Raw genomic sequence first — 26,326 nt, forward strand, 5'->3', positions numbered from 1 at the left:
CGCCGCGGACCGCGTTCGGCGGGGGCCGGCCGTGACGCCGCTGTACCACGACCTCTCCGGCGAGACGGTGCTCGTGTTTGGCGGCGGGTCCGTGGGTGCGCGGAAGGCTCGCGGGTTCGACGAGGCCGCCCGCGTCGTCGTCGTCAGCCCGGCGTTCGACGAGCGATTGCTGTCGCTCGCGGACGGCGACGGTGACCGCGACGCCGCGGTGGAACTGGTCCGCGCCGCACCGGAGGCAAGCGACGTCGCCGACTGGATCGACCGGCTCGACCCGGCGCTGGCGGTCGCCGCGACCGACGACGCCGCGGTCAACGCCGCCGTGGAGTCGGCCGCGCTCGACGGGGGGATCTTGGTCAACCGCACGGACGTCTCCGGAGGTCGCGATCCGGGGAGCGTCGTCGTGCCCGCGACGGTCGAGGACGACCCGGTGACCGTGGCGCTCTCGACGGGCGGAACCAGCCCCGCGCTCGCGAAGGCGCTTCGCGAGCGGATCGAGGCCGAGATCGAGGGGGCCGGCGAGATGGCCGCCCTCTCGGGGGCGATCCGCGAGGAGCTGAAAGCCGACGGCGTCGCGCCGGAGAAACGCCGGGAGGCGGTCCGGCGCGTTGTCAGATCCCGGGGGGTTTGGAAGGGTTTACAAAAGGGGAGATCTTACGGACGGCAAGAGGCCGACACCGTGATTGAGGAGGTACTCGACCGATGAGAGAGACGGGTGCGATCGCCGGCGCGAGCGTCGCCCACGCCGACGCGACCGTCGACGAGATCGAGGCCGCCGGCGGCGACGGCGTCCGCGCGACCGTCTCGGACCTGCTCGCGCGCGAAGGGGTCGAAGAGGCGTTCGCGGTACAGACGTGTAACCGCTCGGAGGCGTACGTCGTCACCGACCGCACCGTCGACGGGAACACGGCGCTGTCGACGTTCGCGCCCGACGTCCGCGGCGGGGCGGTCCGCCGCCTCGACCACGAGGAGAGCTTGGAACACCTGATGCGGGTCGCGTCCGGGCTGGAGTCGCTCGTGCTCGGCGAAGACCAGATCATCGGGCAGCTGCGGGAGGCGTACGAGGAGTCGAAGTCCGCCGGCGGCATCGGCCCCGTCCTCAAGGACGCCGTGACGAAGGCGCTCCACGTCGGCGAGCGCGCGCGGACGGAGACGTCGATCAACGAGGGCGTCGTCTCGCTCGGCTCCGCCGCGGTCCGGCTGGCGGCCGGCGAGATCGACCTCACCGACGGGTCGGCCGTCGTCGTCGGGGCCGGCGAGATGGGGACGCTCGCGGCCCGGGCGCTCGACGACACGCCGGTCTCGGACATCGTCGTCGCGAACCGCACCGTCCCGCACGCGGAGTTCGTCGCCGAGGAGGTCGACACGCCCGCGGAGGCGGTGCCGCTCGCCGACCTCCCCGCGGTGATCCCCGACGCCGACCTCGTCGTCACCGCGACCGGCAGCCCCGACCTCGTCGTCCACCCCTCGTACGTCGACGGCGCGGGCCGGGTCGTCTGTATCGACATCGCGCAGCCCCGCGACGTCGACCCGGCGGCCGGCGCGCGCGAGGGCGTGACCGTCTACGACATCGACGACCTCGAAGACGTCACCCAGCGGACCAGAGAGAGCCGCGCCGCGGAGGCGCGCGAGGTCGAGTCGATCATCGACGCGGAGCTCGACCGCATCCTCGAGGCGTACAAGCGCAAGCGCGCCGACGACGCCATCTCGGCGATGTACGCCGGCGCGGACCGGGTGAAGGCGCGCGAGCTCGACCGCGCGATGTCGAAGCTGGAGGCGCAGGGCGACCTCACGGAGGAGCAGCGCGAGACGGTCGCCGACCTCGCCGACGCCCTCGTCGGCCAGCTGCTCGCCGCCCCGACGCGCTCGCTCCGGGACGCCGCCGGCGAGGACGACTGGGAGACGATCCGCACGGCGCTTCAGCTGTTCGACCCCGACTTCACGCCCACGGCGGGCGACGCGGTCGAGTCGGACGCCCCCGACGCCGGGGTCGGCTCACCGGACGCGGTCCCGGACTCCGTCGCCGAGGAACTGGACGACTGACCCCCAGACTTCTCGCCCCCGACGCTCCCGACCGCGCCCGCTCCGCGCCCTTTATTCGCCGACGGGCACACCAACCGTTATGAAGCTCTCCGAGTACGTCGACCGACTCGACGACCGACTCGACACGCCCGCGTACGCCGACGTCGACGCGAGCGCGAACGGCTTACAGGTGGGTCCGGACGACGGCGACGTCGAGCGCGTCGCGTTCGCGGTCGACGCCGCGACGGCGACGATCGAGGCCGCCGCAGAGGCGGACGCGGACGTCCTCGTCGTCCACCACGGGCTCTCGTGGGGCGGCATCGAGCGCGTGACGGGCCGCGTCCACGACCGGATCGCGGCGCTGGTCGAGCACGACGTCGCGCTGTACGTCTCGCACCTCCCGCTCGACGGCCACCAACAGCTCGGGAACGCCGCCGGCGTCGCGGCGGAGATCGGACTCGAAGACCGCGAGCCGTTCGGCGAGATCGGTCCGGTGACGATCGGGACGATCGGCGATGTGGCGGAACCGCGCTCGGCGGACGCGCTCCGCGGGACGCTCGACGGGTTCGAGGGACAGCCGGACGGGGAGGCGTCGCCGACGCGGGTCCTCGACTTCGGGCCGGACGATATCGAGCGCGTCGCGGTCGTCACCGGCTCCGGGGTCGACTGGCTCGACGAGGCGGTCGCGGCCGGCGCCGACGCCCTGATCACCGGCGAGGGGAAAGGGCAGGTGTACCACGACGCCTGCGAGGCCGGGGTGACCGTGTTCCTCGCCGGCCACTACGCCACCGAGACGTTCGGGGTCCGGGCGCTGGAGTCGCTGACCGCCGACTGGGGCGTCGAGACGACGTACCTCCCGCACCCGACTGGACTATAGGTCGCTCCGCGGGCGGCGGACGCTGCCGCCTCGGGCTCGCGCCGAAACTCGGCTCGCCGCCGAACGCAACCCTTACCGCCCGCGTCCGCGCAGTCGGGGTATGCGCGATCACTTCGAGATCCGGGACCACGACGCCGCCGGGCGGATCGGTCGGCTTGCGGTCCCGCGCGCCGACGTCACGGTCGAGACGCCGGCGCTCCTGCCCGTGGTCAACCCCAACGTGCTCACGATCGAGCCCGAGCGGCTCCGCGAGGAGTTCGGCGCGGAGATGCTGATCACGAACTCCTACATCATCCGCAGCACCGACCGCATCCGCGACCGCGTGCTCGATCAGGGGCTCCACGAGTTCCTCGGCTTCGACGGCGCGATCATGACCGACTCCGGCTCCTTCCAGCTGGCCGAGTACGGCGACATCGACGTGACGACCGAAGAGATCATCGAGTTCCAGCGGCGGATCGGCAGCGACGTGGCGACCCCGGTCGACGTGCCGACGCCGCCGGACGCCGACCGCGACCGCGCCGAAGCCGAGCTGGCGACGACGAAGCGGGCGCTCGCTGACGCCGAGGCCGCCGAGACCGGCGAGATGCTGGTCAACGGCCCGGTCCAGGGGGCGACGTACGCCGACCTCCGCGAGGAGGCGGGGCGACACGCGGCGGGGACCGACCTCGACGTGTTCCCGGTCGGCGCGATGGTGCCGCTGCTCAACTCCTACCGCTACGCCGAGGTTGTCGAGGCGGTGCGCGCGGCGAAGCGCGGGCTCGGCCCGGGCGTGCCGGTCCACCTGTTCGGGGCCGGCCACCCGATGATGCTGGCGCTCGCGGTGGCGGCGGGCTGCGACCTGTTCGACTCGGCCGCGTACGCGCTGATGGCCCGCGACGGGCGCTACCTGACCGTCTCGGGGACGGAACACCTCGAGGACCTCGACTACTTCCCCTGCTCGTGCCCCGTGTGCGCCGACCACGAGCCGGCCGACCTCCGCGGGTTCGACGACGGCGAGACGGAGCGGCTGCTCGCCGAGCACAACCTCCACGTCACCTTCGAGGAGCTGCGCCGCGTGAAGGAGGCGATCCGCTCTGGGACGCTGCTCGAACTGGTCGACCGCCGCGCTCGCGGCCACCCGGCGATGCTCGACGGCTACCGCGCGCTGCTCGACCACGCCGACGAACTGGAGCGGACCGACCCCGGCTCGAAGGACGCCTTCTTCTACACCTCACAGGAGGCGGCTCGCCGCCCGGAGGTGGGTCGGCACCACGACCGGCTCGATCGGCTGGCGGCACCCGCGGACCTCCTGCTCACCGAGTCGAAGGCCCCGTCGGACCACAGGTACGACGCGGTGTGGCGCGTGAAACCCCCGTTCGGCCCGTATCCGCCCGCGCTCTCGGAGACGTACCCGCTCACCGCCGAGGTGCCGGAGCGCACCGACGACGCGGCGCAGGTCGCGGCCGCGGCGGGCGTTGCCGCGCTCGCGGCGGCGAACCCGGAGACGGCGGTCACGCTCGGCCACGACGCGTGGTGTGACGCCGCGCTGGCGCGACTGCCGGACCGCGTCGAGACGGAGAACCTCCGGACGCTCGGGTAAGGGGGCGGTCGCTCGACCGGAGACGGCGACCGCTCGGGGGAGCGTAGCCATCGCTCGTCGCGGGAGGTCCCGTGAAAAGGCGGACCGCAGCCGTGACCGTCCGACCGTCGGTTCGGGACGCCGGCGGTCTCAGTCGCGCCGGTGGCCGAGCGGCTTCTTCTGGTCGACCTCGACCTCGACGTGGATCGAGTCGGGGAAGTCGCGGCCGACGACGGCGCGCGCGATGTCGTCGGCGCCGTGGATCTCCATCGAGCGTCGGTACACGTCGTAGCGCCACGGCGAGAACTCGTCGCCGGCCGAGAGGTTCTTGTACAGCGGTACAGTGACGCGCTCCGAGGGGCTCGCGTGCGGGCCCTTACACTCCGCGCCCTTGCGTTCGATCGTCTCTTTGAGTTCCTGAACGGTCTCGACGAGCACGTCGCGGTCGCCGGACGCGAAGTCGAGTTTCGTGACGAAGGTCATGGCTGGGGGTCGTGCGTGAATGGCCCCCGGAGCGGTAAAAACGCATCTACCCGCGTTCGGCGCGCGCTATCGCGAGGCGACCCGGCCGCGGATCCCGCCGCGAAACCGGTCGACGCGGGGGAGTCGGTCGGACCTGTTCGGGAGTCCGACACGCTCTTTAGGGGTGATCGCTTACCTGCGGCCAATGACGGTCGAAGCGACCAGTGCTGGAGCCATCCTCTTCCGCGATACCCGCGGCGAACGGGAGTACTTGCTCCTGAAGAGCCGACCGGGGGACTGGGAGTTCCCCAAAGGCGGGGTCGAGGGGGACGAGGAGCTCCAGCAGACGGCGATACGGGAAGTCGGCGAGGAGGCCGGAATCGAGGATTTCCGGCTGATCGACGGGTTCCGCAAGGAGTACGACTACGTGTTCGAAGCGAACGGGAAGACCATCCACAAGACGGTTCACCTGTTCATCGCTCGCTCGTTCGAGGCGAGCGCCGAACTCTCGAAGGAACACCGCGACCTCCAGTGGCGCGACTACGACCAGGCGATCAACACGATCACTCAGGACGGGCCGCGCGACATCCTCGAAGAGGCCCACGGCTTCCTCGACGAGCGCAAAGACGAGGAGGAAGACAAGTACGTCTGAGCGGCGCGCGGGCGACCCGCCGACGCCGGACGCTCCCCCCGAACGGTCCGCTTTTGTCCGGGGCCGCCGAGGGTTCGACCAGTGACGCCCGACGCCGAGTTCGGCTACGAGCTGTTGGTCTGCCGGTACGCCGAGCTGTCTTGGCACCCGAGCGAGGGCCCCCGTCCCGCGCTCGTCGCCCGCCAGCTCGGCACGCGGGAGCGGCGCTGGGACACGGTCGTGATCGAGGTCGACCCGGCGGCGTTCGAACGCCGGCGCGCGTTCGGCGAGCGGACGATCGACTCCGACCTCCTCCACGTCGTCCGCGGCGCGCCCCCCGAGTGGACGTGGTACCGCGACGCGCTGCCGGACCCCGGCTACCCGTGGCGCTACGTCCGGCAGGCGGTCCACCGGGCCGCGGGCCGCGACCTGATAGAGAAGCGCCGCGACGGCAACCGGATCCAGATCCGCCGGGTGCGTCCGTACCCGGACTGGGTCGAGCGGATCGTCGCGGTCGAGAACAAGCCGGACTTGGACCGCTCCGCGGCCGACCGGCTCGCCGAGCAGCTCGGCCATGACATCGAGACCGGGCTCGCCGACGAGGCGTGGCTCGCGACCGAGACGACCGGCGAGCGCGTCGAACCCGCCCTCCTCCGCGAGCTGCCCGTCGAGGCCGGCATCCTCGCGACCGACTTCTCCGCGGGCGTCGACGCCGACGCGGTCGACGTGGCGTGGCACCCGAGCGACCTCGCGCCCGGCTCGGGCGAGCGCCGCGACGCGGAGACGGAGACGCTGCGGCTGGAGATCGCCGAGCGCGCCTACGGGAAGGGGTGGCGCTCCTTCCACGACACGATGCGCCCGGACTGCCGGCACTTCGAGCTCCGACGCGAGGGCCGCGCGCTGGTCCCGTACTGCGCGGCGAAAGAGAAGGTCCCGACCGCGCGGGAGTGCTCGGGCTCCTGTAAGGAGTTCTCGCCGGAGCCCCCGCAGTGGCGCACGAAGGGGTGGCCGATCGAGGGCGGGCCGGGGAAGGGACTCACGGCCCTCCTAGAACGACGCCGCGAGCGCGAGCGCGACCGGATCGCGCCCGCGGGCGACGACTGACGGGAAACGCTTGTGTGGGAGCCGCCGCGAGTGGGGGCGTGGAGTTCCCGATACCCTCTCGCGCCGACTACGCCCTCCGCACCGCGGTCGTCGTCGCGACCCTCGCGACCCTCCAGTACACCGGGACGTTCGTCGACGGCCCGCCGGGGATCGACCCCGCGCACCTCGCGGCCGTCGCCGTGTTGTTCCCGACGTTCTCGTACTTGATCGACGTGGTCGTCGCGAACGTCCGCAGGTCCCCGGAGTGAGCGGGGGTCGGTCCCCGGCACCAGATCCCGCTACGCCAGCGCGGCCGCCAGCTTCTCCACCGGGTGCGACGGCTCCGGCACCTCGCCGGGCCCCTCCTCCAGCTGGGTCCGGCAGGACGTCCCCGGCGCGACGAGGGCGTCGCCGTCGCTGGCGTCCACCTGCTCGAAGAGGTTCTCGCCGATCGCCTTGCTCATCGCGTAGTGCTCGGCCTCGTAGCCGAACGACCCCGCCATCCCGCAACAGGAGGAGTCAACCGGGTCGACGCCGTAGCCCGCGCGCCGGAGCACGCCGACCGCGTGGTGGTCCTTCTTCGTCGCCTTCTGGTGACAGTGGCCGTGGTAGGTGAGCGACTCGGTGGGCGCGTCGAGGGAGAGGGACTCGTCGAGCCGGTGGGCGTCGACGTACTCCATGATCCCGTAGGCGTGCTCCGAGACGGCGGCCACGTCGGCGTCGGGCACATCGCTGGCGTCGCCGTCGAGCAGGTCGTGGTAGTCGGACTGGAGCATGACGGCGTCCGAGGGCTCGACGACCACGACTTCCCAGTCGTCGCGGACCCGGGGCGCGAGCGTCTCCACGGCGTCTCTCGCCGTCGCGCGCGACACGTCGAGCATCCCCTTCGAGTGCGGCGGCCGCCCGCTCCCGTCGACGTCGGGGATCTCGACGTGGCAGTTCGCGGCCTCGAGCACCCGCACCGCGGCCTTCCCCGCGCCGGGGTCCGTGTAGGTGGTGTACACGTCGGGGAACAGCAGCACGTCGCGGTCGGCCTCGTCCCGCGGGACGCCCGCGCCGCCGCGGGCCTCGAACCAGTCGACGAGCGTCTCCGAGCGGAACTCGGGGAGGTCGCGCTCCTTCGCGATCCCCAACGCCTTCTCCGCGAGGAGTCCGCCCCCGGGGATCTTGTTCGGGAGGTTCGAGAGCGGCGCGAACCGCGAGGCGAGCGGCGCGAGCGACTCGAAGCGCCCGAGCAGCCGCGTCCGGAGGTCGACCCCGTGTTCCTCGTGGTGCGCGTGTTCCACCTCGGCTTTCAGCTTCGCCATGTCGACGCCGCTTGGGCAGTCCACCTTACAGCCCTTACAGCCGACACAGAGGTCCATCACCTCGGTGACGAACTCGTCGTCGGTCGGGTCGTCCGGGAGTTCCCCGGAGATGGCCCCGCGGAGCATGTTCGCCCGGCCGCGGGTCGACTGAACCTCCTCATCGGCGGCGCGGTAGGTGGGGCACATCACGCCGCCGGTTGTCTCCTGCGGGCCGCGGCAGCCGCCGCAGCCGTGACAGAGCTCGACCATCCCCTGCATCCCGTTGTCGACCGCCCACTCCATCGCGGGGTCGAAGCCGGCGTCGTACTCGTAGTCGGCGTCGAACCGGAGGTTCTCGCGCATGTCGACGTTGCCGCAGACGTTCCCCGGGTTGAGCAGCCAGTCCGGGTCGAACGCGGTCTTGAGGTCGCGGAAGGCGTCCCAGAGGTCGTCGCCGTACAGCTTCCGGTTCCACTGGGTCCGCGCGCGGCCGTCGCCGTGCTCGCCCGAGACGGAGCCGCCGAGCCGCACCACGGCGTCCGTGACGCGGTCGGCGATGTCGACCATCGCCTCGACGTCGTCGACGTCCTTCGTGTTGATCAGCGGACGGATGTGCAACACCCCTGGCCCGGCGTGTGCGTAGAAGGTGGCGAACGTGTCGTTGTCCTCGAGGATCGCTTGGAACTCGCGGGTGTACTCCGGGAGGTGTTCCGGCGGGATCGCGCAGTCCTCGATGAAGGAGATGTGCTTCTCGTCGGTCGTGCGGGAGAGCAGGATCGGGAGCCCCGCCTTCCGCATCTTCCAGAAGCGGTCGCGTTCGGCGGGGTCGTGCGCTTCCATCGCGTGCGCCGCCCGGCGGGGGTGGCTCGTCGTCTCGGCGGCCCCGGCGCTCGGCTCGGCCGCCGTCTCGACGCCGGCCCCCGCCGCGGCCTCGGCGGCTCCCACCCGGTCCGCGATCAGGTCCGCGACCTTCTGTCTCCCCGCCGCGTCGTCCTCGGCGTAGAACTCGACGAGCAGCACGGAGTCGGTGCCGTCGGGGAGCATCCCGACGACGTCCTCGAACTCCGGCGTGTCGGCGGCGAGGCCTAAGAGCACGTCGTCCATCACCTCGACGGCGGCGGGGTCGTGTTCGAGGCACGCCGCCACGTCCTCCATCGCGTCGAGGAGGTCGTCGTAGGTGAGCAGCGCGACCGCCTTCGTCTCGGGTATCTCGACGAGCGAGACGGTCGCCTCGGTGACGGTCGCGAGCGTCCCCTCGCTGCCCGCCATGAGGCGGCCGAGGTTGACGACGCCCGCCTCGCCGTACTCGCCGCGGTACTCGGCGAGCAGCCGGTCGAGGTTGTAGCCGGAGACGTTCCGCTTCAGCTCCGGGAACCGCTCGTCGATCTCGTCGGCCGCCTCGTCGAGAATGCGCACGATCTCGGCGTGGATCCGCGGGAGGAGGTCGTCCGCTTCCGGATCGGCGGACGCGCGGAGCTCCTCGACCGCGACCTCGCCGAAGGTCGCCACCGTGCCGTCCGCGAGGACGACCTCCAGCTCCTCGACGTAGTGGTCCGTCTTGCCGTACTTCAGCGAGTGCGCGCCGGTGGAGTTGTTCCCGATCGCGCCGCCGACCGCGGACTTGTCGCGCCACGCCGGGTCGGGCGCGAACTTCAGCCCGTGCGGCTCGACCGCGGCGTTGAGGTCGCCCACGTACGCGCCCGCCTGGACGCGGGCCCGCTCCCCGTCGGGGTCGGTCGACAGCACGCCGTCCATCTCGGCGGTCAGGTCGAGGACGACCGCCTCGTTGACGCTCTGGCCGGCGAGGGAGGTGCCGCCGCCCCGCGGGAGGACCGGGATCCCCTCCGCGAAGCAGTACTCGTGGACGGCCGCGACGTCCGCGGTCGACTCGGGGATCACGACGCCGATGGGCGTCACCTCGTACGCGGACGCGTCCGTCGCGTACAGCCGCTTCGAGTAGTCGTCGAACCGCACGTCGCCCGCGACGCGCTCGTCGAGCGCGTCGACGAGGTCCGGTCGCTCGACCGCGCCGCCGGTGTAGTCGAAGTCCCCGCCGTCCGTCGGGTCGGGGCCGGGGGTGTGAGTCGCCATGTGAGTCCCTCACGGTCGAGCAATGAAAAAGCTCCTGCCGTCCGCGCCGTGCGGGAATTCGCCCGTCCGGGTCGCGTCGCGCCCGCACCGGTCGGACCGATGCTACCCGCCGGGAACGGCCGCAACACCCATATGCCGGCCGGCGAACGAAACGGGTATGACACTCGCAGACACGTCGACGTTCGCCGGTCGGCTCGCCGATCTCGGCGTCGAAGTCTCCGCGGGACCGCCCGAGGAGTGCGCGGCCATGGTCGACGCGGCCGCGGGCGATCCGGCCGTGGGCGTGCCGCTCGGCCGTTCGGGGCCGGACGCGCTCGCCGACTCGCCGGCGTCGCTCCCCGACCGCGTCGAGACGGAGCCGACGACCGCCGACCTGCGCGCCGCCCACACCGGCGTCACCGCGGCGTCGCTCGGCGTCGCCGCGTACGGGAGCGTCGCTCTGGAGGCGGACGCGGCCGGGACGGAGCCGGTGAGCCTCTTCGTCGACCGCCACGTCGTCGTCCTCCGCGAGACGGACCTCGTCCCGGACATGGCCGACGCGTTCGACTGGCTCGGCCCGCGGTCGCGCGACGAGTCGGTCGACGTGGTGTTCGCCACCGGGCCGAGCGCGACCGCGGACATGGGCGGGCTCGTCCACGGGGCCCACGGGCCGAAGGCCGTCCACGTGGTCCTGTTGCGCGACCGCGACATGGCGGAGGGGTCGCTCGACGGTCCGGAGGGAGGCCGATGAGCAGCGACGCCGAGCCCGGCTCCGGCGGCGCGGAAGCGACGAGCGGTCTGGACCGCGAGGGGAAGGCCGACCGGATCCGCGAGCTGCTCGCCACCGAGGGCGACGCGGTCGCGGCGAACACCCGCGGGTTCAACGAGGGCCGCTACGAGTCGACCGGCCGGCTCGACGACTACGAGGCGCTGAAAGAGGAGGCGCGCTCGATAAAGGAGGACGCGATCGAGCGGCTCCCCGACCTCATCGACGAGGTTCGGGAGACGGTCGAGGCGAACGGCGGGACGGTCTACCTCGCCGACGACGCGGCCGACGCGAACCGGTACATCCGCGAGGTCGCGGCCGAGCGCGGCGCAGAGCGCGCGGTGAAGTCGAAGTCGATGACGTCGGAGGAGATCGAGGTGAACGACGCGCTCGCGGCCGACGGCGTCGATGTCGTCGAGACCGACCTCGGCGAGTGGGTCCTCCAACTGGCCGACGAGGAGCCCTCGCACATCGTCGCGCCGGCGATCCACAAGTCCCGAGAGGGCATCGCCGAGCTGTTCGCCGAGCGGTTCGACCCCGACGACCCGCCCGAGACCGCCGAGGAGCTCACCATGTTCGCCCGCGAGCGGCTCGGCGAACTGGTCGAGGACGCCGACCTCGGGATGACCGGCGCGAACTTCGTCGCGGCCGACTCCGGAACCATGCTCCTCGTCACCAGCGAGGGGAACGCCCGGAAGACGGTGACGGCGACCGACACCCACGTCGCGGTCGCGGGCGTCGAGAAGCTCGTCCCGACCGTCGAGGAGTTCTCCCCCTTCGTCGAGCTGATCGGGCGGTCGGGCACGGGCCAAGACGTGACCTCCTACATCTCCACGCTCACCCCGCCGGTCGACTCGCCGGTGCCCGACTTCGACGACGACGGCGAGCCCCTCGCCGACGGCACCGGCGACGACCGCGAGTTCCACCTCGTCCTCATCGACAACGGGCGCATGGCGATGCGCGACGACGAGGAGCTGAAGGAGACGCTGTACTGTATCCGGTGTTCGGCCTGCTCGAACGCCTGCGGGAATTTCCAGAGCGTCGGCGGCCACGCGTTCGGCGGCGAGACCTACTCCGGCGGCATCGCCACGGGCTGGGAGGCGGGGATCGAGGGGCTCGACGTGGCGAGCGAGTTCAACGACCTCTGTACCGGCTGCTCGCGCTGCGTGCCGGCCTGTCCGGTCGGCATCGACATCCCGTGGATCAACACGGCCGTCCGCGACCGGATCAACCGCGGCGAGGCCGACCCGAGCCAGCTCGACTGGGCGTTCGAGGAGCTCGTCCCCGACGAGGAGCCCGGCGGCCTCGACCTCGCCACGCGGCTGGTCGGCAACTACGCGACGCTCGCGAAGTGGGGCCACCGGACCGCCCCGATCGCCAACCGCCTCGCGGACGCCGGCCCGGTGCGCGCCGTCGCCGAGCGGGTCGCCGGGATCGACCGCCGGCGCGACCTCCCCGAGTTCGCGAACGAGTCGCTCGTCGAGTGGTTCGAGGCCCGCGGCGGCCCGGCCGTCCCGGCCGCCGAGGCGACCCGAGAAGCCGTCGTCTACCCCGACACCGCCACCAACTACGTCGACGTCGAGCGCGGGAAGGCCACCGTGCGCGCGCTGGAGGCGCTCGGGGTCCACGTCCGCGTGCCGGCCCTTCCGGGAAGCGGTCGGCCGCCCCTCTCGCAGGGGATGGTCGCGACCGCCGAGGCCGCCGCCGAGGACGTCTACGCCGGCCTCGCGCCCCACGTCGACGCCGGGCGCGACGTGGTCGTGGTCGAGCCGAGCGACCTCGCGACGTTCCGCCGCGAGTACGAGCGGTTCCTCCCGCCCGACTCCCACGAGCGGCTCGCCGACGCGAGCTACGACGTCATGGAGTACGTGTTCGGCCTCTTGGAGAGCGGTGGGGACCCGGCCGCGCTGCGCGCGCCCGCCGGGGGGACCGGTCCGGTGGCCTCGGGGAAGCGGATCGCGTACCACCCGCACTGTCAGGCCCGGACGATCGGTGTGGGCGAGTACGCGACCGCGGTGTTCGAGCGCCTCGGCTACGACGTGCGCGTCTCCGAGACGGAGTGTTGCGGGATGGCCGGCTCGTTCGGCTACAAGTCGGAGTACTACGAGCTGAGCATGGACGTCGGCGAGCCGCTGCGCGAGCAGTTCGGCGACACCGACCGGGTCGTCGTCGCGCCCGGCACGTCCTGTACCGAACAGCTCGACGCCCTGCTCGGCGCCGCCCCGACGCACCCGATCGAGGTCGTCGCGCCCCGGGAGTAGCGGGGCGCGCGCCGCGCGGGAGCCGCCGGCGTCGGACGCGCGTCGTTCGACAACGAACGCTTATTAGGCGCGCTCGTGACCGTATCAGGTATGAACGCAGCCCCCGAAGAGATCACGTCGCTGGTCGGTCGCGAGGTGTACTCGAGCAACGGCGTCTTCGTCGGCGAGATCGAGGACATCCAGCTCGACTTGGACGCCCGCGCCGTGACCGGTCTCGCGCTCGCCGAGCTCAACCACGAGCTGTTCGCCGGCCAGGTGAGCGGGTCGACGGGCGTCATCGTCCCGTACCGGTGGGTCCGCGCCGTCGGCGACGTCGTCCTGATCAACGACGTCATCGAGCGCTACGACGCGGGCGAGTCGGAGGAGGAGGCGAACGAGATCGAGGCCCGGCCGGAGTCGCGCTGACCGGGACTCGGTGACCGCGGTGCCGCCGGCCCCGTCTCAGAACGGTAACGCGTCGCGGAGGCTGGCGATCACGCCGCGCTCCTTGCGGCGGGCCTCGTCGAACACGGGGTAGAGCGCGTCGAGAAACGCCGTCTCGTTGTCGAACTGCTGTTGGGGCACGCGGTCGAGCGCGTCCGCGATCGAGAGCGACCGCCCCTGCGCGTCGTAGGGGATCTCCTGGTCGCCGAGCGCGTCGCGGAGCTCCGCGGCCGTCGCGGGAAACGACACGTCCGCCTCGTCGAGCCGGGCGTCGAGCGCGGCGATGCCGAACTCGATCGCCTCGGGCTCCTTCGTATCGCCGCCGCCGGGTGGCCGTGCTGCCATTACGCTCCGGTACACCCTCCGGCGGCTTGAAACCCCTGTTCTCCGCTCACTCCGGGACGGACTCGGTCGGCGGGGCGGCGTCGACGACGGCGAGTTCGACCCCGTCGCCGGCCCGGTCGAAGGCGGCGACCGAGTCGCCGTCGTACGGCGGGACCGCGACGATCACCACGGCCGCGAGGTCGTCGGTCCGCGACACGCCGAGGAAGCCGTCCGGATGCGAGAGGAAGCGCGCGCCGCCCTCCCCGGCCGGCGCGCCGAGGTCGACGCCGAACACGGAGCTGACGGAGCTCCCCACCGACGGGAGCGTGAAGTGCGTCACCACCGGCGTCTCGGGGTCGAGCCCGAGGTCCGCCTCGAACTCCCCGGCCGGCGTCGCCGAGAGCCGGACGTTCACCTCGTCGGGGTCCTCGCTCGCGGCGCGCTCGCGGAGCACGGTCAGCAGGTCGCGGGTGACGTAGATCACGGTTCGCCCCACGCTACGAGGCGGACTGGCAAAAGGTCACGCACGGGTCGCCGCCCTCGGCGGGCGTCTCGGCCGCGCTCAGAACGGCAGCGCGGACGCGAGCGTCTTCGCGTACAGCCCGGGGGCCTTCCGCCGCGAGTCCGAGAGGGCGTCCTCCAAGGCGACGGCCGCGCGCTCGTGGACGCCGACGCCGTGTCCGACGAGGACGCGCTCGGGGTCGAGCCCGGAGAGGGCGCTCGTCGGCGGCGTGATCCGCAACATCGGGTGGACGCCGAGCCGCTCGCGGTCGCCGCGGAAGTACGACCCGCTGCCGAGCGACTCGGGGACGATCAGCGTCTCGCCGTCGAAGAAGCCGACCTCCTGCCACGGCGGCAGCGAGGAGTCGCGGATCCGGATCGCCTCGAAGCCGGTGTCCGCGAGCCGGGACCCGAACCGCTCGATCTCGACGTCCGGCCCGAGATCCTCGGTAACGCCGGTCATCCACTCGGCGACGTACACCGGCACGTCGTGGCGCTCGGCGACCGCGGCGCTGTCGCGCACGTGGCGATCGAGCCCGATCACGACGCCGGCGACGGTCCCCAGCTCGTCGAGGAGGTCATCGACGCCGGGCGCGTCGACCGGGTCGACGACCCACACGTCGTCTTCGTCCGCCTCCTCGTTCGCGACCGCGAAGGCGTGGCTCGCGCGTTCCATCACTTCGTCGGGGTACGCGATCCAGCCGACGCCGCTGTCGTAGCGATCGATCTCGTGGAGGTCCGGCTCGTCGCCTTTCATGCTCATACCGGTTGTTCGGTCCGGACCCTTTTTAACCCGTCTCCGGCGGCACGGCGATCCGGCGCTGGGACGCGCGCCGGGCGAGACCGTCCTACTCGCCCGACCACTTGATCGAACAGCCGCGGGAGGGACGGTCGGGGATATCGACGTCGTCGCCCGCGAGGACGGCGTCGACCGCGTCGGGAACGTAGAACTCCGTCGGCTCGTCGTCGGGGTTGAGCGCGTCGTCGAGCCGCCCGTGATAGCGGAGCCGCCACGCGCCGTCCTCGCGGCCGAAGAGGAACGGGTCGGGGGTACACACCGCGTCGTAGGCGGCCGCGACCTCGCCGGTCTCGTCACGGAGGTACGCGTCGTACGCGACGGTTCCGTCCGCCACCGCCTCGCGCATCGCGTCGAGGGAGTCGGCGGGGTACTCGTCCGCGTCGTTGGGATTGATACCGACGACGGCGAGGTCGTCGTACTCGGACGCGAGGTTGTTCAGCAGGCCGATCTTCGCCTTCGCGTACGGGCAGTGGTTACAGGTGAACACGACGAGTAACGCGTCCGCTTCGAAGTCGTCGAGCGCGTGCGTCTCGCCGTCCGCGCCGGGCAGTTCGAAGTCGGGCGCGGCGTCGCCGCGGTCGAGCGCCGAGTCGGATTCCGTCTGGACCATGTCTCGACGTACGGGCGGGAGCAGGAAAGACATTCTGCGGCTCGACGGGCGCGCGAGGAACTCCCGGCACGGCCGAGCGAACCTCGCTCCGGGTCAGTACTCGATCGCGGCGGAGTAGCGGTTCAACACGACCACGAGCCCCGCCCCGGCCAGCGCGGCCAGCGCGAACCGCGGCGCGGCCGCCCGCCACGACTCGCCGCTCTCGGCGAGGACGGCCGTCGTCTCGGCGAGGGGCGCGCGGAGCGCGCCGACGACGAGGCTCACGAGGAAGGCCATCGTGGCGGCGCGGGCGCGGGCGAGGGCGTACCGGACGGCGTGCGCGATGGTGACGAGGCCGACGACGCCGCCGGCGCAGAACGCGGCGACGACCGGTGCGGTCTCGACGATGCCGTCCGTGCCGCGCCCGAGCGCGAACGCGATCGCGCCGTCGACGAACCGGCCGACCGTCCCCGCCATGTAGTCGTACTGGCCGAGGACGATCAGTAGCAGCGAGCCGGAGATGCCCGGGAGGATCATCGCGCTGACCGCCACCGCGCCCGCGACGGCGACCACCGGCAGCGAGCTCGCCACCGCGGCGGAGGCGAACCCCGACGCGAGGAAGGCGAGCGCGAAGCCGCCGACCGCGGCCGCCTTCCGCGTCGGCGTCGCGAGGTCGACGTCGGCGAGGAGGACGCCCGCGCTCGCGGCGATCAGCCCGAAGAAGAACCCGTACGTCGCCACCGGCCGCGTCGTGAGCAGGTAGTCGACGCCGCTCAACACCGCGACGACCGCGGTGGCGATCCCGGCCCCGAGCGCGAGGAGGAAGCCGGCGTCGAGCTCGCGGACCGCGGTCAACGCGTCGTCGCGACCGCCCGAACGGAGCCCCGCGAGTATCCGCCGGAGCCGCGAGGGCGTCGCGGCCGTGATCGCGGCCACGAGCCGCTCGTAGACGCCGACGATGAGCGCGATGGTCCCGCCGGAGACGCCCGGCACGGCGTCGGCGCTCCCCATCGCGACGCCTTTGAGATAAATCGTCACCCACGCGCGGAGTCCGGCCATCTGCTCGCAAGAAACGGAGCCGCGGTTATGAAGGGACGGGTCTCAGGCCGCCGCGTCGACCGCGACCGTCAGATCGCTCGCCGCCGCCGCGGTCGGTTCGGTGCCGATCAGCGAGCCGGCGTCCGTCGAGTTCGTCGTGTCGCCGTCGTCGTCGACCGGACACTCGGGGTCGCCGCTCGGGCAGTCGACGACCTCCTCTGCCAGTTCGACCGTCGCCGCCGCGTCGTCCGCGCCGACGACCTGACCCTCGGTCACCTCGACCTGCCCGACGCGCCGGATCGTGTACAGGTCGTCGCCGGTCGTCTGCGCGGTGGTGACGTTGTACGGTCCGGTCGCGCGGACGCTCGTGTTCGTGTACCCGTTCTCGGGGCCGAACTCGTCGTAGCCCGTCGTCGAGTACGGGAGCGTGAGCTCGAAGCTCCCGTCGTCGTCCGCGGTCGCGTACTGCGTGTACTCGAACGTCTGCCCGTTCGGCTTCCGGAGCTGGACGGTCGCCTCGACCTCTTGCCCGGGCGCAGCGCCCGAGCCCTCGACGGTCGCGCCGGGCACGCGTTCGAACGTCTTGACGAAGTCGTCGCCGAACGCGCCAAACAGCGACTCGCCGAACGTCGCCTGGAGGTCGACGCCGAACCGCTGGGCGAGGATCTGCGCCTGCTGGGCGTACGGCGACCGGCCGGGGGCCTGCGTGGCGTGAACCAGCCGGTAGTGTTCGAGCGCGTCGACGCGCTCGGAGGGCACGCCCATGACGCCGCCGACCTGCGCGGAGCCGTCCTCCTCGACGTACGACCGCGCCGCGGAGAGGTTGTCGAACCGGCGGACCGCCTGTCCCTCGCTCGGGAGGACCTTGATCTCCACCTGCTCGCCCGCGTTCGTCTGTGCGGTCTGGCGCTCGTAGTCGAGCACGACCGGGTCCGGCTCGACCGCGCTCCCGTAGTGCTGGTAGAGCCGGATCATCTGGCTCTCGTGGTAGCGCTGGGTGCGCGTCTGGAGCGCGGCGCGGAGCCCGCCCCGCTGGCCCTGCGGGCCCTCGACGCGCTGGTAGAGCACCTCGTTGAAGTCGCGCACCGTCTCGTTGCCCGAGTAGAACGTCACCGGCGCGTTGAACTTGGAGTTCGGCGACGCCATCTGCCAGTCGACCATCACGTACCGGGTGTTCGCGCCCTCGGCGCTCTGGCTCGCGAGCACCTCGGCCGCCTCCTCCTCGCTCGGTGCGAGCAGGTAGTCCGCGGCTTCGCCCGCGTTCTGCTGGAACGGGTTGGCGTTCGGGATGCGCTCGGCGCGCGTGGTGATCCAGTGGCCGTAGTCCCACCACGACTGGACGCCGTACGCGCCCTCGGGGTACTCGAAGTCGCCGTCCGCGGGACGCTCGTAGGTGCCGTACAGCTCCATGGGGTTGTCCGCGCCTTCGAGTTCGCCCGGCGTCGGCGTCTCGTCGTTCATCCACTGGAGGCTCTCGTCCCACTGGACGACGCTGCCCGGTTGGCTGGAGTTGCCCGCCTGCCAGACCGGTGTGGCGACGCCGACGAGTGGGACGACGAGGACGGCGAGGACGGCCGCGAGGGTGAGCACCTGCCACCCCTCGATGTCGCGGACCGCGTCGAGGGAGGTGAGATCGAGGGCGTCGAGCGCGACCTGGAGGAAGTACGCCGTGCCGACCGCGACGACGACGGCGAGGTAGTAGTTGAAGCGGCCCTGAGTGAACGCGGCGCTCCCGATGAACGCCGCCCACACGACGAAGTACAGCTCCTCGGCGTCGTACTCGACGAGCAGCGTCGCGCCGACGAGGAGGGCTGCGGCGATGAGCAGGCCGATCACCTGCCAGTCGACGCCGACGACGCCGCCGATCGCCGAGTAGGCCTGTGGGACGGCGTAGACGGAGCCGACGACCGCGAGCGCGGCCGGGATGTACAGCGTGTGGTTGGTGTTATCCGACCGGTAGAGGGGACGGGCGACGATGTAGAGGACAGCAGCGAGCGCGAGGAAGAATGCGAGCCCGTACTGCGAGAGCACGAAGTCGGTGAACTGCGCGTTCTGGAGCGGGGGCTGGGCTTCGCCGATAGTACGTGCGCCGGCCGACGCGCTGAACGCGACGGTGTTGAGGAGGCTCCCGATAACTGTCGACCACAGCGACGGAATCGCGAGCCAGACGACGCCGGCGGAGGCGAGCACGAGGCCGCCGACGGCTGCTGGGTAGCTGTCGGTACTGAGGTCACGCGTCTCCCACTGCCGGGCGAGCCACGCGAGGAAAACTGCGCCGAGTGCGACGACAAGCGGTGCGATAAGCTGTAAAAGTGAGTACTCGCTCGGTTCGAACGAAAACGTGTCGAGCGGGATGACCTGCATCACGCCCGCGACGCTCATCGCGACCGCGCCGACGAACGCGACCGGCTCCGGGCTCTTACCGTGGTACGTGTCGCTCGTGATCTTGACCGCGAGGAATATCCCGGTGAAGCCGACCATCAGGATACCCGGCTGCCACGTCCAGATGTAGAGCCCGAGCGCCACGCCGGCCGCGGCGGCGTACACGATGGGCTTGCGGAGCGCGTCCCAATCTCGGTCGACGACGAGCTCCCACACCGGCTTCTCGCGTTTCGCGGCCCCGAGGGCGGCGAGGAACGCGAGGATAGCAGTGCTCTGGAAGAAAACCTCGGCCACGCTGTGGTCGGGGAAACCGACGAGGGTGTATCGGAGGAAAGTCCCGGAGAACAGCGCCAGCGTCACCGCACCGGCGAGGGCCGGCACGCGGTCGACGAACCGCCGCGCGATGAAGTACGTCGGTACCGCCACGAGCGCGCCGACGATGGGTGCCATGACGAGCATGACCTCCTCGGCGCTGCCCATGATCGGTCGGGCGATCCAGATCCCGACAGCCATGATGTGGTCCCACAGCGTGCCGAACTGGCCGGCGTTCGTCCCGAACGGGAAGCCGGTCCAGACGTCGTACGGGAGCGTACTCGGCCAGTTTTCGAGCAGGTAGTTCGTCGTACGGAAGTGATACCACGCGTCGTTGCCGCGGAAGTACACCTCACCGTTCTGAATGAAGTTCCCGTACGAGCGCAGCCGCGTCCACAGCATGAACGCGACCACGCCGAGGAGGGCGGGAACGTGGTACCACCGCGCGAGGAGATCGGACGGGGACGAGTCCGATTCGTCCGGCGGATCGTTCGAATCGCTCATTACCGCAAGGCACTGGCAAAACGCGCATAAGGCTTGTCATATACCCGCGCCCGCTGCGCCTTTCCGGGGGTGTCCGCGGTCGAACGCGTTCCGGTGCGGGACCCGAGACGGAAACCCTAAGCGCTCGCGTCGAAAGCGTCTCGGTGTGAAGGTCTCTGTCGTCGTCTGTACGTACACGCTGGACATGTACGAACACTTCCGCGAGGCGGCCGACAGCGTCCTCGCGCAGACGCACGACGATGTCGAACTCGTCGTGGTCGTCGACGGGACGCCGGAGGTGTACGAGCGCGTCGCAGAGAACTACGGCGACCGCGAGGACGCGGTGATCGCGTGTAACGACGAGAACGTGGGGCTGCTGGCGAGTCGGAACCGCGGTGCGGAGCTGGCCTCCGGCGACGTAGTCGCGTTCATCGACGACGACGCGATTGCGGACGAGGCGTGGGCCGAGCGGCTGGTTCGCGCCTACGAGGAGGAGGACGCTGTCGCGGCCGGCGGGAAGATGACGCCCGAGTGGGTCGCGGGGAAGCCGTCGTTTCTTCCCGAAGAGTTCTATTGGTTAGTCGGCGTTACCCATCGCGGATTTGCGGACGGGCCAGGCGAGGTGCGGAACACCTTCGGGTCGAATATCTCGTTCCGGACGGACGTGTTCGCAGAGTTGGGCGGGTTCGATGTCGACATCGGCGGGCGGAAGGGTGACAAGAATCTTCAGGGGGGAGAGACTGAGCTGTGTGCCCGGATGCGGGAAGAGTACGGGCAGGGCGTGTGGTACGACCCGGAAGCCGAGGTGGCACACAAGGTGTTCGAGTACCGGACAGACTTCTGGTGGTTGGTTGACCGCGCGTTTTGGCAGGGATACTCGAAGCGGGCGATGGAGTCGCTTGTCGACGACGGCGGGAGAGAAGAGGGGGCGTTTCTGTATCGATTGATACTAGACTTTGTTCCGAAGCGCCTGAGAAACACTCTCAGTACACCCTCTCGACCGAAGCTAGAACGGCTGATCTGTCTCTTCTGCTTTACTTTCACTGTTGGGTGTGGCTACTTGTATGCCGTCGTAAGCCGCTAACGTAGAATGACTTAGCAGATCTGTTTTGAATACGATTATGTGCATTTTCCATTTCCTCCAGTCATCATACTTCACCGCTGGTTTCTTGATTCGATATCCTGTAGTGCGTATATGGACGATCACGTGGATGTCGCTGAACCAATCATTGGCGATGAAGAGCGGGAAAACCTGAGAAATGTTCTCGATTCTGGTCGGTTTTTACAGGGTGAGTTTGTTGAGGAATTCGAAAAAAAATGGGCAAATTACGTAGGTACAAAAAACGCAGTTGCCGTTACTAACGGAACAGCGGCAATCCAACTATCTCTGAAAGCACTGGGATTGGAGCCCGGTGACGAGGTTATCGTTCCATCACTTACTTTCGGATCGACAGCTACCGCTGTGGTCCACCAAGCCGGTGTTCCGGTGTTCGCTGACATCGACCGAGAACTCTACACCCTCGATCATACGGATCTTGAGCGGTGCCTCTCCGACGAGACATTCGCGATTATGCCTGTCCATTTATATGGCCACCCTGCGGAGATGGACGAGATCCGAGCGTTCGCGGATGAACACGATCTATATGTCATCGAGGACGCGGCACAGGCACACGGAGCATCATACAAGAACGACATCGTTGGTTCGATCGGTGATGTGGGCTGTTTCTCATTCTACGCCACGAAAAACATAACCACAGGTGAGGGCGGCATCGTGACGACAGATAACGACGCAGTCGCAGAACAGCTTCGGATGCTTCGAAGTCATGGGATGGCTAACCGAGACCAGCACGTGACTCTCGGGTACAACTACCGAATGAGTGAACTGAATGGGGCTATTGGGACAGCACAAATTGACCGGCTTAACCGGTTTAATGAGCGAAGAAAGGAGATTAGTGGGAGACTGCTTGATGCGCTTGACGACCTGAACTGGCTTCAGCCAGCTACGGTACGCGATTACGTCGAACACGCGTACTTTTGGGCACCCTTTGAAGTTCAGACGGAAAAGATTGGCATGTCCGGAAAAGAAGTTTGGGAGAATCTTCGCGAACAGGGTGTCGAGACGCGGCACAGATACAATGACCCTCTCTACGATCAGCCGGTCTTCGCTCGTCACCGTGGGTTCAATTCGGACTTCCCTTGGAGCGCAAACCCGAATGACCACGACTATGACCTCTCCCTCCCTAACGTAGAGGCCGTTGTCGGGAGCATGATCGGACTTCCGAATCATCCCAACCTCACTGAAGAGGAAATTCAGTACGTCATCGAAACCGTCAGAGAATTCGACACCGTCGCACAGGTGAGATAGGACATTTGTTGCTGGATTGACGACTTAGTTCGGATTGACGAGAGTGGATCTATTCCAGCCGCGGTTCAAAACTCCGGGGAGTCGAATGTCATAACAGATTTAATCTGTCGATTGGAAGTCACCGAACGTGAAAGTACTCCTAACAGGTGGTGCCGGTTACATCGGCAACTACGTCGTTGAAGAAGTACTCGACAACGGCCATGAGGTCCGGGTTCTCGACTCGATGCTCTGGGGAGATAATGCACTTGAATCCCTCCGCAAAAACGAGCGGTTGGAAGTCCGCAAGGGCGATATCCGGCACATCGAGGATCTCTCATACGCCGTAGAGGGATGCGACGCCGTGATTCACCTCGCAGGGATCGTCGGCGACCCCGCCTGCGGTGTCAACGAGCAAGCGACGCAAGCAGTGAATGTAGAGGCCACCAAATCACTCGTCGAAGTCTGTAAGCTCCACGATATTCAGCGTCTCGTTTTCGCGTCGACCTGTTCGGTGTACGGAGCCAGCCAGCTTATGGAGTTAAACGAGGGCTCGTACCTCAATCCGCTCTCGTTGTACGCCGAGTCGAAGATCGATTCCGAGGAAATCATTCTCCACGAGACGCACGATATGTTCTCCGACAACGAGATCACGCCGACGATCCTTCGGCTCGGTACGATCTTCGGATGGTCTCGCCGGATGCGTTTCGATCTCGTTGTCAATATATTAACTGCGAAAGCCGTCTTAGAGGGGGATATTCCGGTTTTCGGTGGGGAGCAGTACCGGCCACTCGTCCACGTTCACGACGCCGCCCGAGCGTTCGCGGCTGTGCTAGAAGCCGATACAGAGAAAGTCGCGCATCAGACGTTCAACGTCGGCGACAACGATCTGAACTACCAGATCAAAAAGGTAGGACAGATCGTCGAAGATAACGTCGACGGTGCTGAGGTTCGGTTCGTCGAACACAAGGAAGACGAGCGAACGTATCGCGTGAGCTTCGACAAGATCAACCATATTCTCGGCTGGGAGGCGAAACACGATATCGCAGACGGGGTGCAAGAGATTAAAGAATGGATGGAAGAGGAGAACATCACTAACTACGAGAAAGACAACTTCAGGAACTCTGAGTATCCCTACATGTAGATCTATATTTATTCACCGTTTTTATGTGTGTAATTTGGAACTTTTTTTGGTTCAGCACTATTTTCTACTTCATCCGACTCTGACTCAATATGTACTTCTAAATAATATTTTTTACCGTTCTTTTTGAAGTAAGCGTTATTGTACGGAGGGAATGTGAGTGCCCGGAGCCTATCTATGAAGTCACCGATCCTGACTTTTTTGTCGAGATTTAACTCCCATAGATCCGTGAAATCCCGCTTGTAATGGTACGTTCCTTCGTTCAACTGTTGTTCAATAGTACCTACGTCACTCTCGCGAATCTGGTCCCACATCCGCTTGAACTGCTCAACCTGTGTATCTTCGAGACGCTCGTACAAATCTCGTGCATCATCTTTGGGATCAATATGAACTTTTTGTCGATCTATAATCGGGCCTTGGTCCACATCAGACGTCATATAATGTATTGAAGTACCTGCTGGATTATTTTCGATGATACTCCAAACGTTGGGGTTTGCCCCTCTGTTGTATGGAAGATACGATTTATGAAGATTTATCGCACCGTATTCAGGTACCTCTAGAATCTCTTCTGGGACAATATGTCTATATCCTACAGAAAGAATAAGATCTGGTTCGATATCCTTTAGTATATTCAGTTGTTCATTTTCTGTAAATATGCCCTGTACCTTCGTATCATCACGGCTTACTAGCCAATCGTAGATACGTTCCCCTACATCATTAATTCCCAGAAATGCTATTTCTATCATAAGTCATCCCAGTATCTTTGATATATAAAACTACTGAATTCATAACCTTTCTGCGTCAAGTTATCGAAGGCTACACAGATTGTGAAGGTACTGTTAATTTCTAATAAGGCCCCTCACGAGACAGGAGGGCGAGCAGAAAAAGTAGAGACAAGGCAGCGTCTACTTGAACAAAGAGGGTGGGAAGTAATAATAGGGTATGTACCTCAACCGTATCTCTATTCTTTCTTACCCAGTCTGTTTAGATGTTGGCGGCGTGCCAATCAAGAGGATGTTGACGTGATACACTCAATAAGTAATCCGATGCACCTCCACGTGATAGGGTTGCTAATATCTCTCTTGACACGCTTACCTTGGCTCGCTGAATTCCGTGACCCTATGGTAAGAAACCCTGATAGGGAAGACGGTACATTCGAAATGTATCTTGCGAAGATTATCGAGAGCCTCACAGTACGTTTCGCTAACCGCGTAATTTGGATGGACGGGATACAAATGCAAAAAAAGTACTTTATAGAGACTTATCCAAACCTCGCCGAAAAACAGTTCAAAGAACTCCCCTTCCTCGGTTTTGAGGCGGGAAAATTTGAGTCTGTACCGACTGAAAATTATGAAGCTTCTACTATTACTTATGCCGGCTCTTTTTACGAAGGATGGATAGAACCGTATGAACTCCTCAGAGGCTTTTCGGATTATGTGAATAAAAACGAACCTGAGGGAGACGAACTAACCCTACAATTCTATGGTGACTGGAGTGATGAGTACCAAGGAGCAGTGGAAAAACTCAACCTCGTTGAGTTTGTTAATACGTACAATTTTGTCCCTCATGAGAAGATCATACCTCTGCTCAAAGGATCCGACATTGTTGTATATATAGGTGGTAAGGATCCGGAGAATAGACTCAGCGTTCCATCGAAAATTTGGGATTACATGGGCGCGAAGACGCCGATACTCGCCGTCGTAGATCCCTCCTTCCGTGTCGCCCAACTCATCGAAGAGAACGGCTTGGGGGTTGTGGTTCACCCCGATAACAGGGAGGAGATAGCCGATGCTATCGAAAGAATGCTTTCGGGGGAATTCCAGTATGTGTCCAATAAAACCACTTTTGACGAGTTCAGCAGGTCGCACAAGATGGATGAATTAGCAGAGGTCCTTGACTCCGTGTCTGAAAATAATCATTGATAGAACAGACTGTTACTAACTAGATGTTTTCAAGCCTACGTATTGATATTCTGTCTGTGTCGCTCTAAATTCCTTCTGTACCGAGGTGACAATTCACCGAACTTCAGAGTATCTGGTATAGTGTATTCCATTTTATATAATAGTTATGATATATCTCTGTAATCTAGGGTGGTATGAAATGACTTGTCTCTTTGAGACGTTACTAAATAATTACATTTTCTATCCCTAACTACTTTTAAAGTAGTATGCTTGTGGTTTTATTGGGTGTTTTTTTACAATCTCATACGAGACATCATGGCTGTCAAATTGGTCTAATACAGTGTTTTCTCCATCGCCAAGACGGTCAGAGTGAATCTCTACGATCCCTGCGAAACTTTCTATATCTGCAGACAGCAAATCTGCGATAACCTCATCCTCAGCGCCTTCAATATCAAGCTTCACAAATGGCTTTTTAATGTTGTGGGATTTAAATATATCAGATAAAGATTTGCTATCACGTTCCACCGTCTCTGTGAACTTTTCCGTGTCTTCTCCCGGTGAAAGTGTGTCTCTGGGGGATCCGGTCGTTGATCTATCTTCGTGAAATGTAACAGAACCAGATTCACCGGCAACAATTGTATCCAAGATCCTAACCCGAGACGAGTCAAAATCATTCAGTTCCGAATTCTGTTTGAGAACTGAACGATTATACTGGTTCGGCTCAAATACAAGAATCGGAAGGTCTGGGTTCATTCTTCCCAGGATGACAGTATAGAGCCCAAAGTGAGCACCAACGTCTAATGCTGCGTCATGATCAGAGAGTTCGAAATACGAAAGAGGTATGTCTTCTAATGCTGTACGGCCGCGCTCAACGTCGATACAATCGTACTGCCTCAAAAAAGTCGTCGTATCCTGATACCCATACACGAACTCTGCCCCTGAACAGTTATATCGGAACTGATTAGTTCCCCGAAGTTGATTTACTTTAACAAGGACACTTGCTCCAAGTCTACCGATTGGTCTTGGAAGTTTCTGACCAATTTCATAAAGCATGGTAATCATTCGTGATCCGGCGTTCT

General features: G+C 66.2%; 24 protein-coding genes. 14 read left to right on the forward strand and 10 right to left on the reverse strand.

From position 1 onward, the window contains the following. The first annotated feature begins 31 nt into the window (after window positions 1-31). The 4 genes from C464_RS09360 to tgtA all read left to right on the forward strand — a co-directional run bounded on the left by C464_RS09360 (window position 32) and on the right by tgtA (window position 4,475). On the forward strand, window positions 32-703 hold the full coding sequence (locus C464_RS09360) for a precorrin-2 dehydrogenase/sirohydrochlorin ferrochelatase family protein (RefSeq protein ID WP_006113445.1): 672 nt from the start codon (window positions 32-34) through the stop codon (window positions 701-703). Continuing rightward, a complete protein-coding gene (gene hemA, locus C464_RS09365; RefSeq protein ID WP_006113446.1) occupies window positions 700-2,040 on the forward strand; it encodes a glutamyl-tRNA reductase in 1,341 nt (446 codons plus the stop codon). Before C464_RS09360 ends, hemA begins: the two co-directional genes overlap by 4 nt. 79 nt (window positions 2,041-2,119) lie before the next feature. Beyond that, window positions 2,120-2,896 (forward strand): Nif3-like dinuclear metal center hexameric protein, encoded by a 777-nt coding sequence (locus tag C464_RS09370; protein ID WP_006113447.1) that lies wholly within the window; start codon window positions 2,120-2,122, stop codon window positions 2,894-2,896. 100 nt (window positions 2,897-2,996) lie between these two features. Next, window positions 2,997-4,475 carry a tRNA guanosine(15) transglycosylase TgtA gene (gene tgtA / locus C464_RS09375; RefSeq protein WP_006113448.1) on the forward strand — a complete coding sequence of 493 codons (1,479 nt, stop codon included), beginning with the start codon at window positions 2,997-2,999 and terminating at the stop codon, window positions 4,473-4,475. 129 nt (window positions 4,476-4,604) lie between these two features. Here tgtA and C464_RS09380 read toward each other — a convergent pair whose 3' ends face one another. After that, window positions 4,605-4,937, reverse strand: coding sequence for an uS10/mL48 family ribosomal protein (locus C464_RS09380; protein WP_006113449.1), 333 nt, complete (start codon window positions 4,935-4,937; stop codon window positions 4,605-4,607). Window positions 4,938-5,121: 184 nt separating this feature from the next. On the opposite strand from C464_RS09380, the gene C464_RS09385 reads away from it, so the two are divergent. The 3 genes from C464_RS09385 to C464_RS09395 all read left to right on the forward strand — a co-directional run bounded on the left by C464_RS09385 (window position 5,122) and on the right by C464_RS09395 (window position 6,899). After that, entirely contained in the window at window positions 5,122-5,568 is a 447-nt protein-coding gene (locus C464_RS09385) for a bis(5'-nucleosyl)-tetraphosphatase (RefSeq protein WP_006113450.1), read from the forward strand. 81 nt (window positions 5,569-5,649) lie between these two features. Beyond that, window positions 5,650-6,651 (forward strand): DUF5787 family protein, encoded by a 1,002-nt coding sequence (locus C464_RS09390; protein WP_006113451.1) that lies wholly within the window; start codon window positions 5,650-5,652, stop codon window positions 6,649-6,651. 38 nt (window positions 6,652-6,689) lie between these two features. Beyond that, a complete protein-coding gene (locus C464_RS09395) occupies window positions 6,690-6,899 on the forward strand; it encodes a hypothetical protein (RefSeq protein ID WP_006113452.1) in 210 nt (69 codons plus the stop codon). A gap of 30 nt (window positions 6,900-6,929) precedes the next feature. On the opposite strand, the gene C464_RS09400 is transcribed toward C464_RS09395, so the two are convergent. Next, window positions 6,930-10,007 carry an FAD-binding and (Fe-S)-binding domain-containing protein gene (locus C464_RS09400; protein WP_006113453.1) on the reverse strand — a complete coding sequence of 1,026 codons (3,078 nt, stop codon included), beginning with the start codon at window positions 10,005-10,007 and terminating at the stop codon, window positions 6,930-6,932. Between the two features lie 157 nt (window positions 10,008-10,164). On the opposite strand from C464_RS09400, the gene C464_RS09405 reads away from it, so the two are divergent. The 3 genes from C464_RS09405 (at window position 10,165) to C464_RS09415 (ending at window position 13,418) form a co-directional block, all read left to right on the forward strand. After that, entirely contained in the window at window positions 10,165-10,737 is a 573-nt protein-coding gene (locus tag C464_RS09405; RefSeq protein WP_006113454.1) for an LUD domain-containing protein, read from the forward strand. Further along, entirely contained in the window at window positions 10,734-13,013 is a 2,280-nt protein-coding gene (locus tag C464_RS09410; protein ID WP_006113455.1) for an LUD domain-containing protein, read from the forward strand. Before C464_RS09405 ends, C464_RS09410 begins: the two co-directional genes overlap by 4 nt. A 90-nt stretch (window positions 13,014-13,103) precedes the next feature. Further along, the gene (locus tag C464_RS09415) at window positions 13,104-13,418 is read left to right on the forward strand and encodes a PRC-barrel domain-containing protein (RefSeq protein WP_006113456.1); all 315 of its coding nucleotides are present in this window, start codon (window positions 13,104-13,106) and stop codon (window positions 13,416-13,418) included. A gap of 36 nt (window positions 13,419-13,454) precedes the next feature. On the opposite strand, the gene C464_RS09420 is transcribed toward C464_RS09415, so the two are convergent. From C464_RS09420 to C464_RS09445, 6 genes are all read right to left on the reverse strand, one after another. Continuing rightward, a complete protein-coding gene (locus tag C464_RS09420; RefSeq protein WP_006113457.1) occupies window positions 13,455-13,781 on the reverse strand; it encodes a DUF5789 family protein in 327 nt (108 codons plus the stop codon). Window positions 13,782-13,827: 46 nt separating this feature from the next. Next, complete coding sequence (locus tag C464_RS09425) at window positions 13,828-14,244, reverse strand: MPN domain-containing protein (protein ID WP_006113458.1); 417 nt, start codon at window positions 14,242-14,244, stop codon at window positions 13,828-13,830. Between the two features lie 78 nt (window positions 14,245-14,322). After that, entirely contained in the window at window positions 14,323-15,018 is a 696-nt protein-coding gene (locus C464_RS09430) for a hypothetical protein (protein ID WP_006113459.1), read from the reverse strand. 91 nt (window positions 15,019-15,109) lie between these two features. Then, window positions 15,110-15,670 (reverse strand): thioredoxin family protein, encoded by a 561-nt coding sequence (locus C464_RS09435; RefSeq protein ID WP_006113460.1) that lies wholly within the window; start codon window positions 15,668-15,670, stop codon window positions 15,110-15,112. Window positions 15,671-15,763: 93 nt separating this feature from the next. Further along, window positions 15,764-16,708, reverse strand: a complete 945-nt coding sequence (locus tag C464_RS09440; protein ID WP_006113461.1) for a DUF368 domain-containing protein — start codon at window positions 16,706-16,708, stop codon at window positions 15,764-15,766. Between the two features lie 42 nt (window positions 16,709-16,750). Then, on the reverse strand, window positions 16,751-19,885 hold the full coding sequence (locus C464_RS09445; RefSeq protein WP_006113462.1) for an oligosaccharyl transferase, archaeosortase A system-associated: 3,135 nt from the start codon (window positions 19,883-19,885) through the stop codon (window positions 16,751-16,753). Between the two features lie 145 nt (window positions 19,886-20,030). Between C464_RS09445 and aglG the strand changes: the two genes are divergently transcribed. The 3 genes from aglG to C464_RS09460 all read left to right on the forward strand — a co-directional run bounded on the left by aglG (window position 20,031) and on the right by C464_RS09460 (window position 23,349). After that, a complete protein-coding gene (gene aglG / locus C464_RS09450) occupies window positions 20,031-20,948 on the forward strand; it encodes a glucosyl-dolichyl phosphate glucuronosyltransferase (protein WP_006113463.1) in 918 nt (305 codons plus the stop codon). A gap of 111 nt (window positions 20,949-21,059) precedes the next feature. Further along, window positions 21,060-22,229, forward strand: a complete 1,170-nt coding sequence (locus C464_RS09455; protein WP_080510418.1) for a DegT/DnrJ/EryC1/StrS family aminotransferase — start codon at window positions 21,060-21,062, stop codon at window positions 22,227-22,229. A gap of 127 nt (window positions 22,230-22,356) precedes the next feature. Beyond that, complete coding sequence (locus C464_RS09460; protein ID WP_006113465.1) at window positions 22,357-23,349, forward strand: NAD-dependent epimerase/dehydratase family protein; 993 nt, start codon at window positions 22,357-22,359, stop codon at window positions 23,347-23,349. A gap of 8 nt (window positions 23,350-23,357) precedes the next feature. Here the strand turns inward: C464_RS09460 and C464_RS17445 are convergent, their stop codons facing one another. Then, the gene (locus C464_RS17445) at window positions 23,358-24,092 is read right to left on the reverse strand and encodes a formyltransferase family protein (RefSeq protein ID WP_006113466.1); all 735 of its coding nucleotides are present in this window, start codon (window positions 24,090-24,092) and stop codon (window positions 23,358-23,360) included. A gap of 375 nt (window positions 24,093-24,467) precedes the next feature. Here C464_RS17445 and C464_RS17450 point away from each other — a divergent pair, with 375 nt between their 5' ends. After that, window positions 24,468-25,268: a glycosyltransferase gene (locus tag C464_RS17450; RefSeq protein WP_161781671.1), complete on the forward strand. Its 801-nt coding sequence runs from the start codon at window positions 24,468-24,470 to the stop codon at window positions 25,266-25,268. Window positions 25,269-25,493: 225 nt separating this feature from the next. On the opposite strand, the gene C464_RS17455 is transcribed toward C464_RS17450, so the two are convergent. After that, on the reverse strand, window positions 25,494-26,309 hold the full coding sequence (locus C464_RS17455; RefSeq protein ID WP_080510420.1) for an FkbM family methyltransferase: 816 nt from the start codon (window positions 26,307-26,309) through the stop codon (window positions 25,494-25,496). Between the last annotated feature and the right edge of the window lie 17 nt (window positions 26,310-26,326).

Origin of the sequence: Halorubrum coriense DSM 10284, from assembly GCF_000337035.1 — an archaeon.
In the GTDB taxonomy this organism is placed as follows: Archaea; Halobacteriota; Halobacteria; order Halobacteriales; family Haloferacaceae; genus Halorubrum; species Halorubrum coriense.

What these genes read in the sequence shown, in the direction of transcription:
- C464_RS17450 (WP_161781671.1), top strand. Translation starts at nt 24,468, where the DNA reads ATGGTAAGAAACCCTGATAGGGAAGACGGTACATTCGAAATGTATCTT.
- C464_RS09385 (WP_006113450.1), top strand. Translation starts at nt 5,122, where the DNA reads ATGACGGTCGAAGCGACCAGTGCTGGAGCCATCCTCTTCCGCGATACC.
- C464_RS09455 (WP_080510418.1), top strand. Translation starts at nt 21,060, where the DNA reads ATGGACGATCACGTGGATGTCGCTGAACCAATCATTGGCGATGAAGAG.
- C464_RS09410 (WP_006113455.1), top strand. Translation starts at nt 10,734, where the DNA reads ATGAGCAGCGACGCCGAGCCCGGCTCCGGCGGCGCGGAAGCGACGAGC.
- C464_RS17455 (WP_080510420.1), bottom strand. Translation starts at nt 26,309, where the DNA reads ATGATTACCATGCTTTATGAAATTGGTCAGAAACTTCCAAGACCAATC.
- C464_RS09415 (WP_006113456.1), top strand. Translation starts at nt 13,104, where the DNA reads ATGAACGCAGCCCCCGAAGAGATCACGTCGCTGGTCGGTCGCGAGGTG.
- C464_RS09420 (WP_006113457.1), bottom strand. Translation starts at nt 13,781, where the DNA reads ATGGCAGCACGGCCACCCGGCGGCGGCGATACGAAGGAGCCCGAGGCG.
- C464_RS09440 (WP_006113461.1), bottom strand. Translation starts at nt 16,708, where the DNA reads ATGGCCGGACTCCGCGCGTGGGTGACGATTTATCTCAAAGGCGTCGCG.
- C464_RS09445 (WP_006113462.1), bottom strand. Translation starts at nt 19,885, where the DNA reads ATGAGCGATTCGAACGATCCGCCGGACGAATCGGACTCGTCCCCGTCC.
- C464_RS09380 (WP_006113449.1), bottom strand. Translation starts at nt 4,937, where the DNA reads ATGACCTTCGTCACGAAACTCGACTTCGCGTCCGGCGACCGCGACGTG.
- C464_RS09430 (WP_006113459.1), bottom strand. Translation starts at nt 15,018, where the DNA reads ATGAAAGGCGACGAGCCGGACCTCCACGAGATCGATCGCTACGACAGC.
- C464_RS09370 (WP_006113447.1), top strand. Translation starts at nt 2,120, where the DNA reads ATGAAGCTCTCCGAGTACGTCGACCGACTCGACGACCGACTCGACACG.
- C464_RS09405 (WP_006113454.1), top strand. Translation starts at nt 10,165, where the DNA reads ATGACACTCGCAGACACGTCGACGTTCGCCGGTCGGCTCGCCGATCTC.
- tgtA (WP_006113448.1), top strand. Translation starts at nt 2,997, where the DNA reads ATGCGCGATCACTTCGAGATCCGGGACCACGACGCCGCCGGGCGGATC.
- hemA (WP_006113446.1), top strand. Translation starts at nt 700, where the DNA reads ATGAGAGAGACGGGTGCGATCGCCGGCGCGAGCGTCGCCCACGCCGAC.
- C464_RS09435 (WP_006113460.1), bottom strand. Translation starts at nt 15,670, where the DNA reads ATGGTCCAGACGGAATCCGACTCGGCGCTCGACCGCGGCGACGCCGCG.
- C464_RS09400 (WP_006113453.1), bottom strand. Translation starts at nt 10,007, where the DNA reads ATGGCGACTCACACCCCCGGCCCCGACCCGACGGACGGCGGGGACTTC.
- C464_RS17445 (WP_006113466.1), bottom strand. Translation starts at nt 24,092, where the DNA reads ATGATAGAAATAGCATTTCTGGGAATTAATGATGTAGGGGAACGTATC.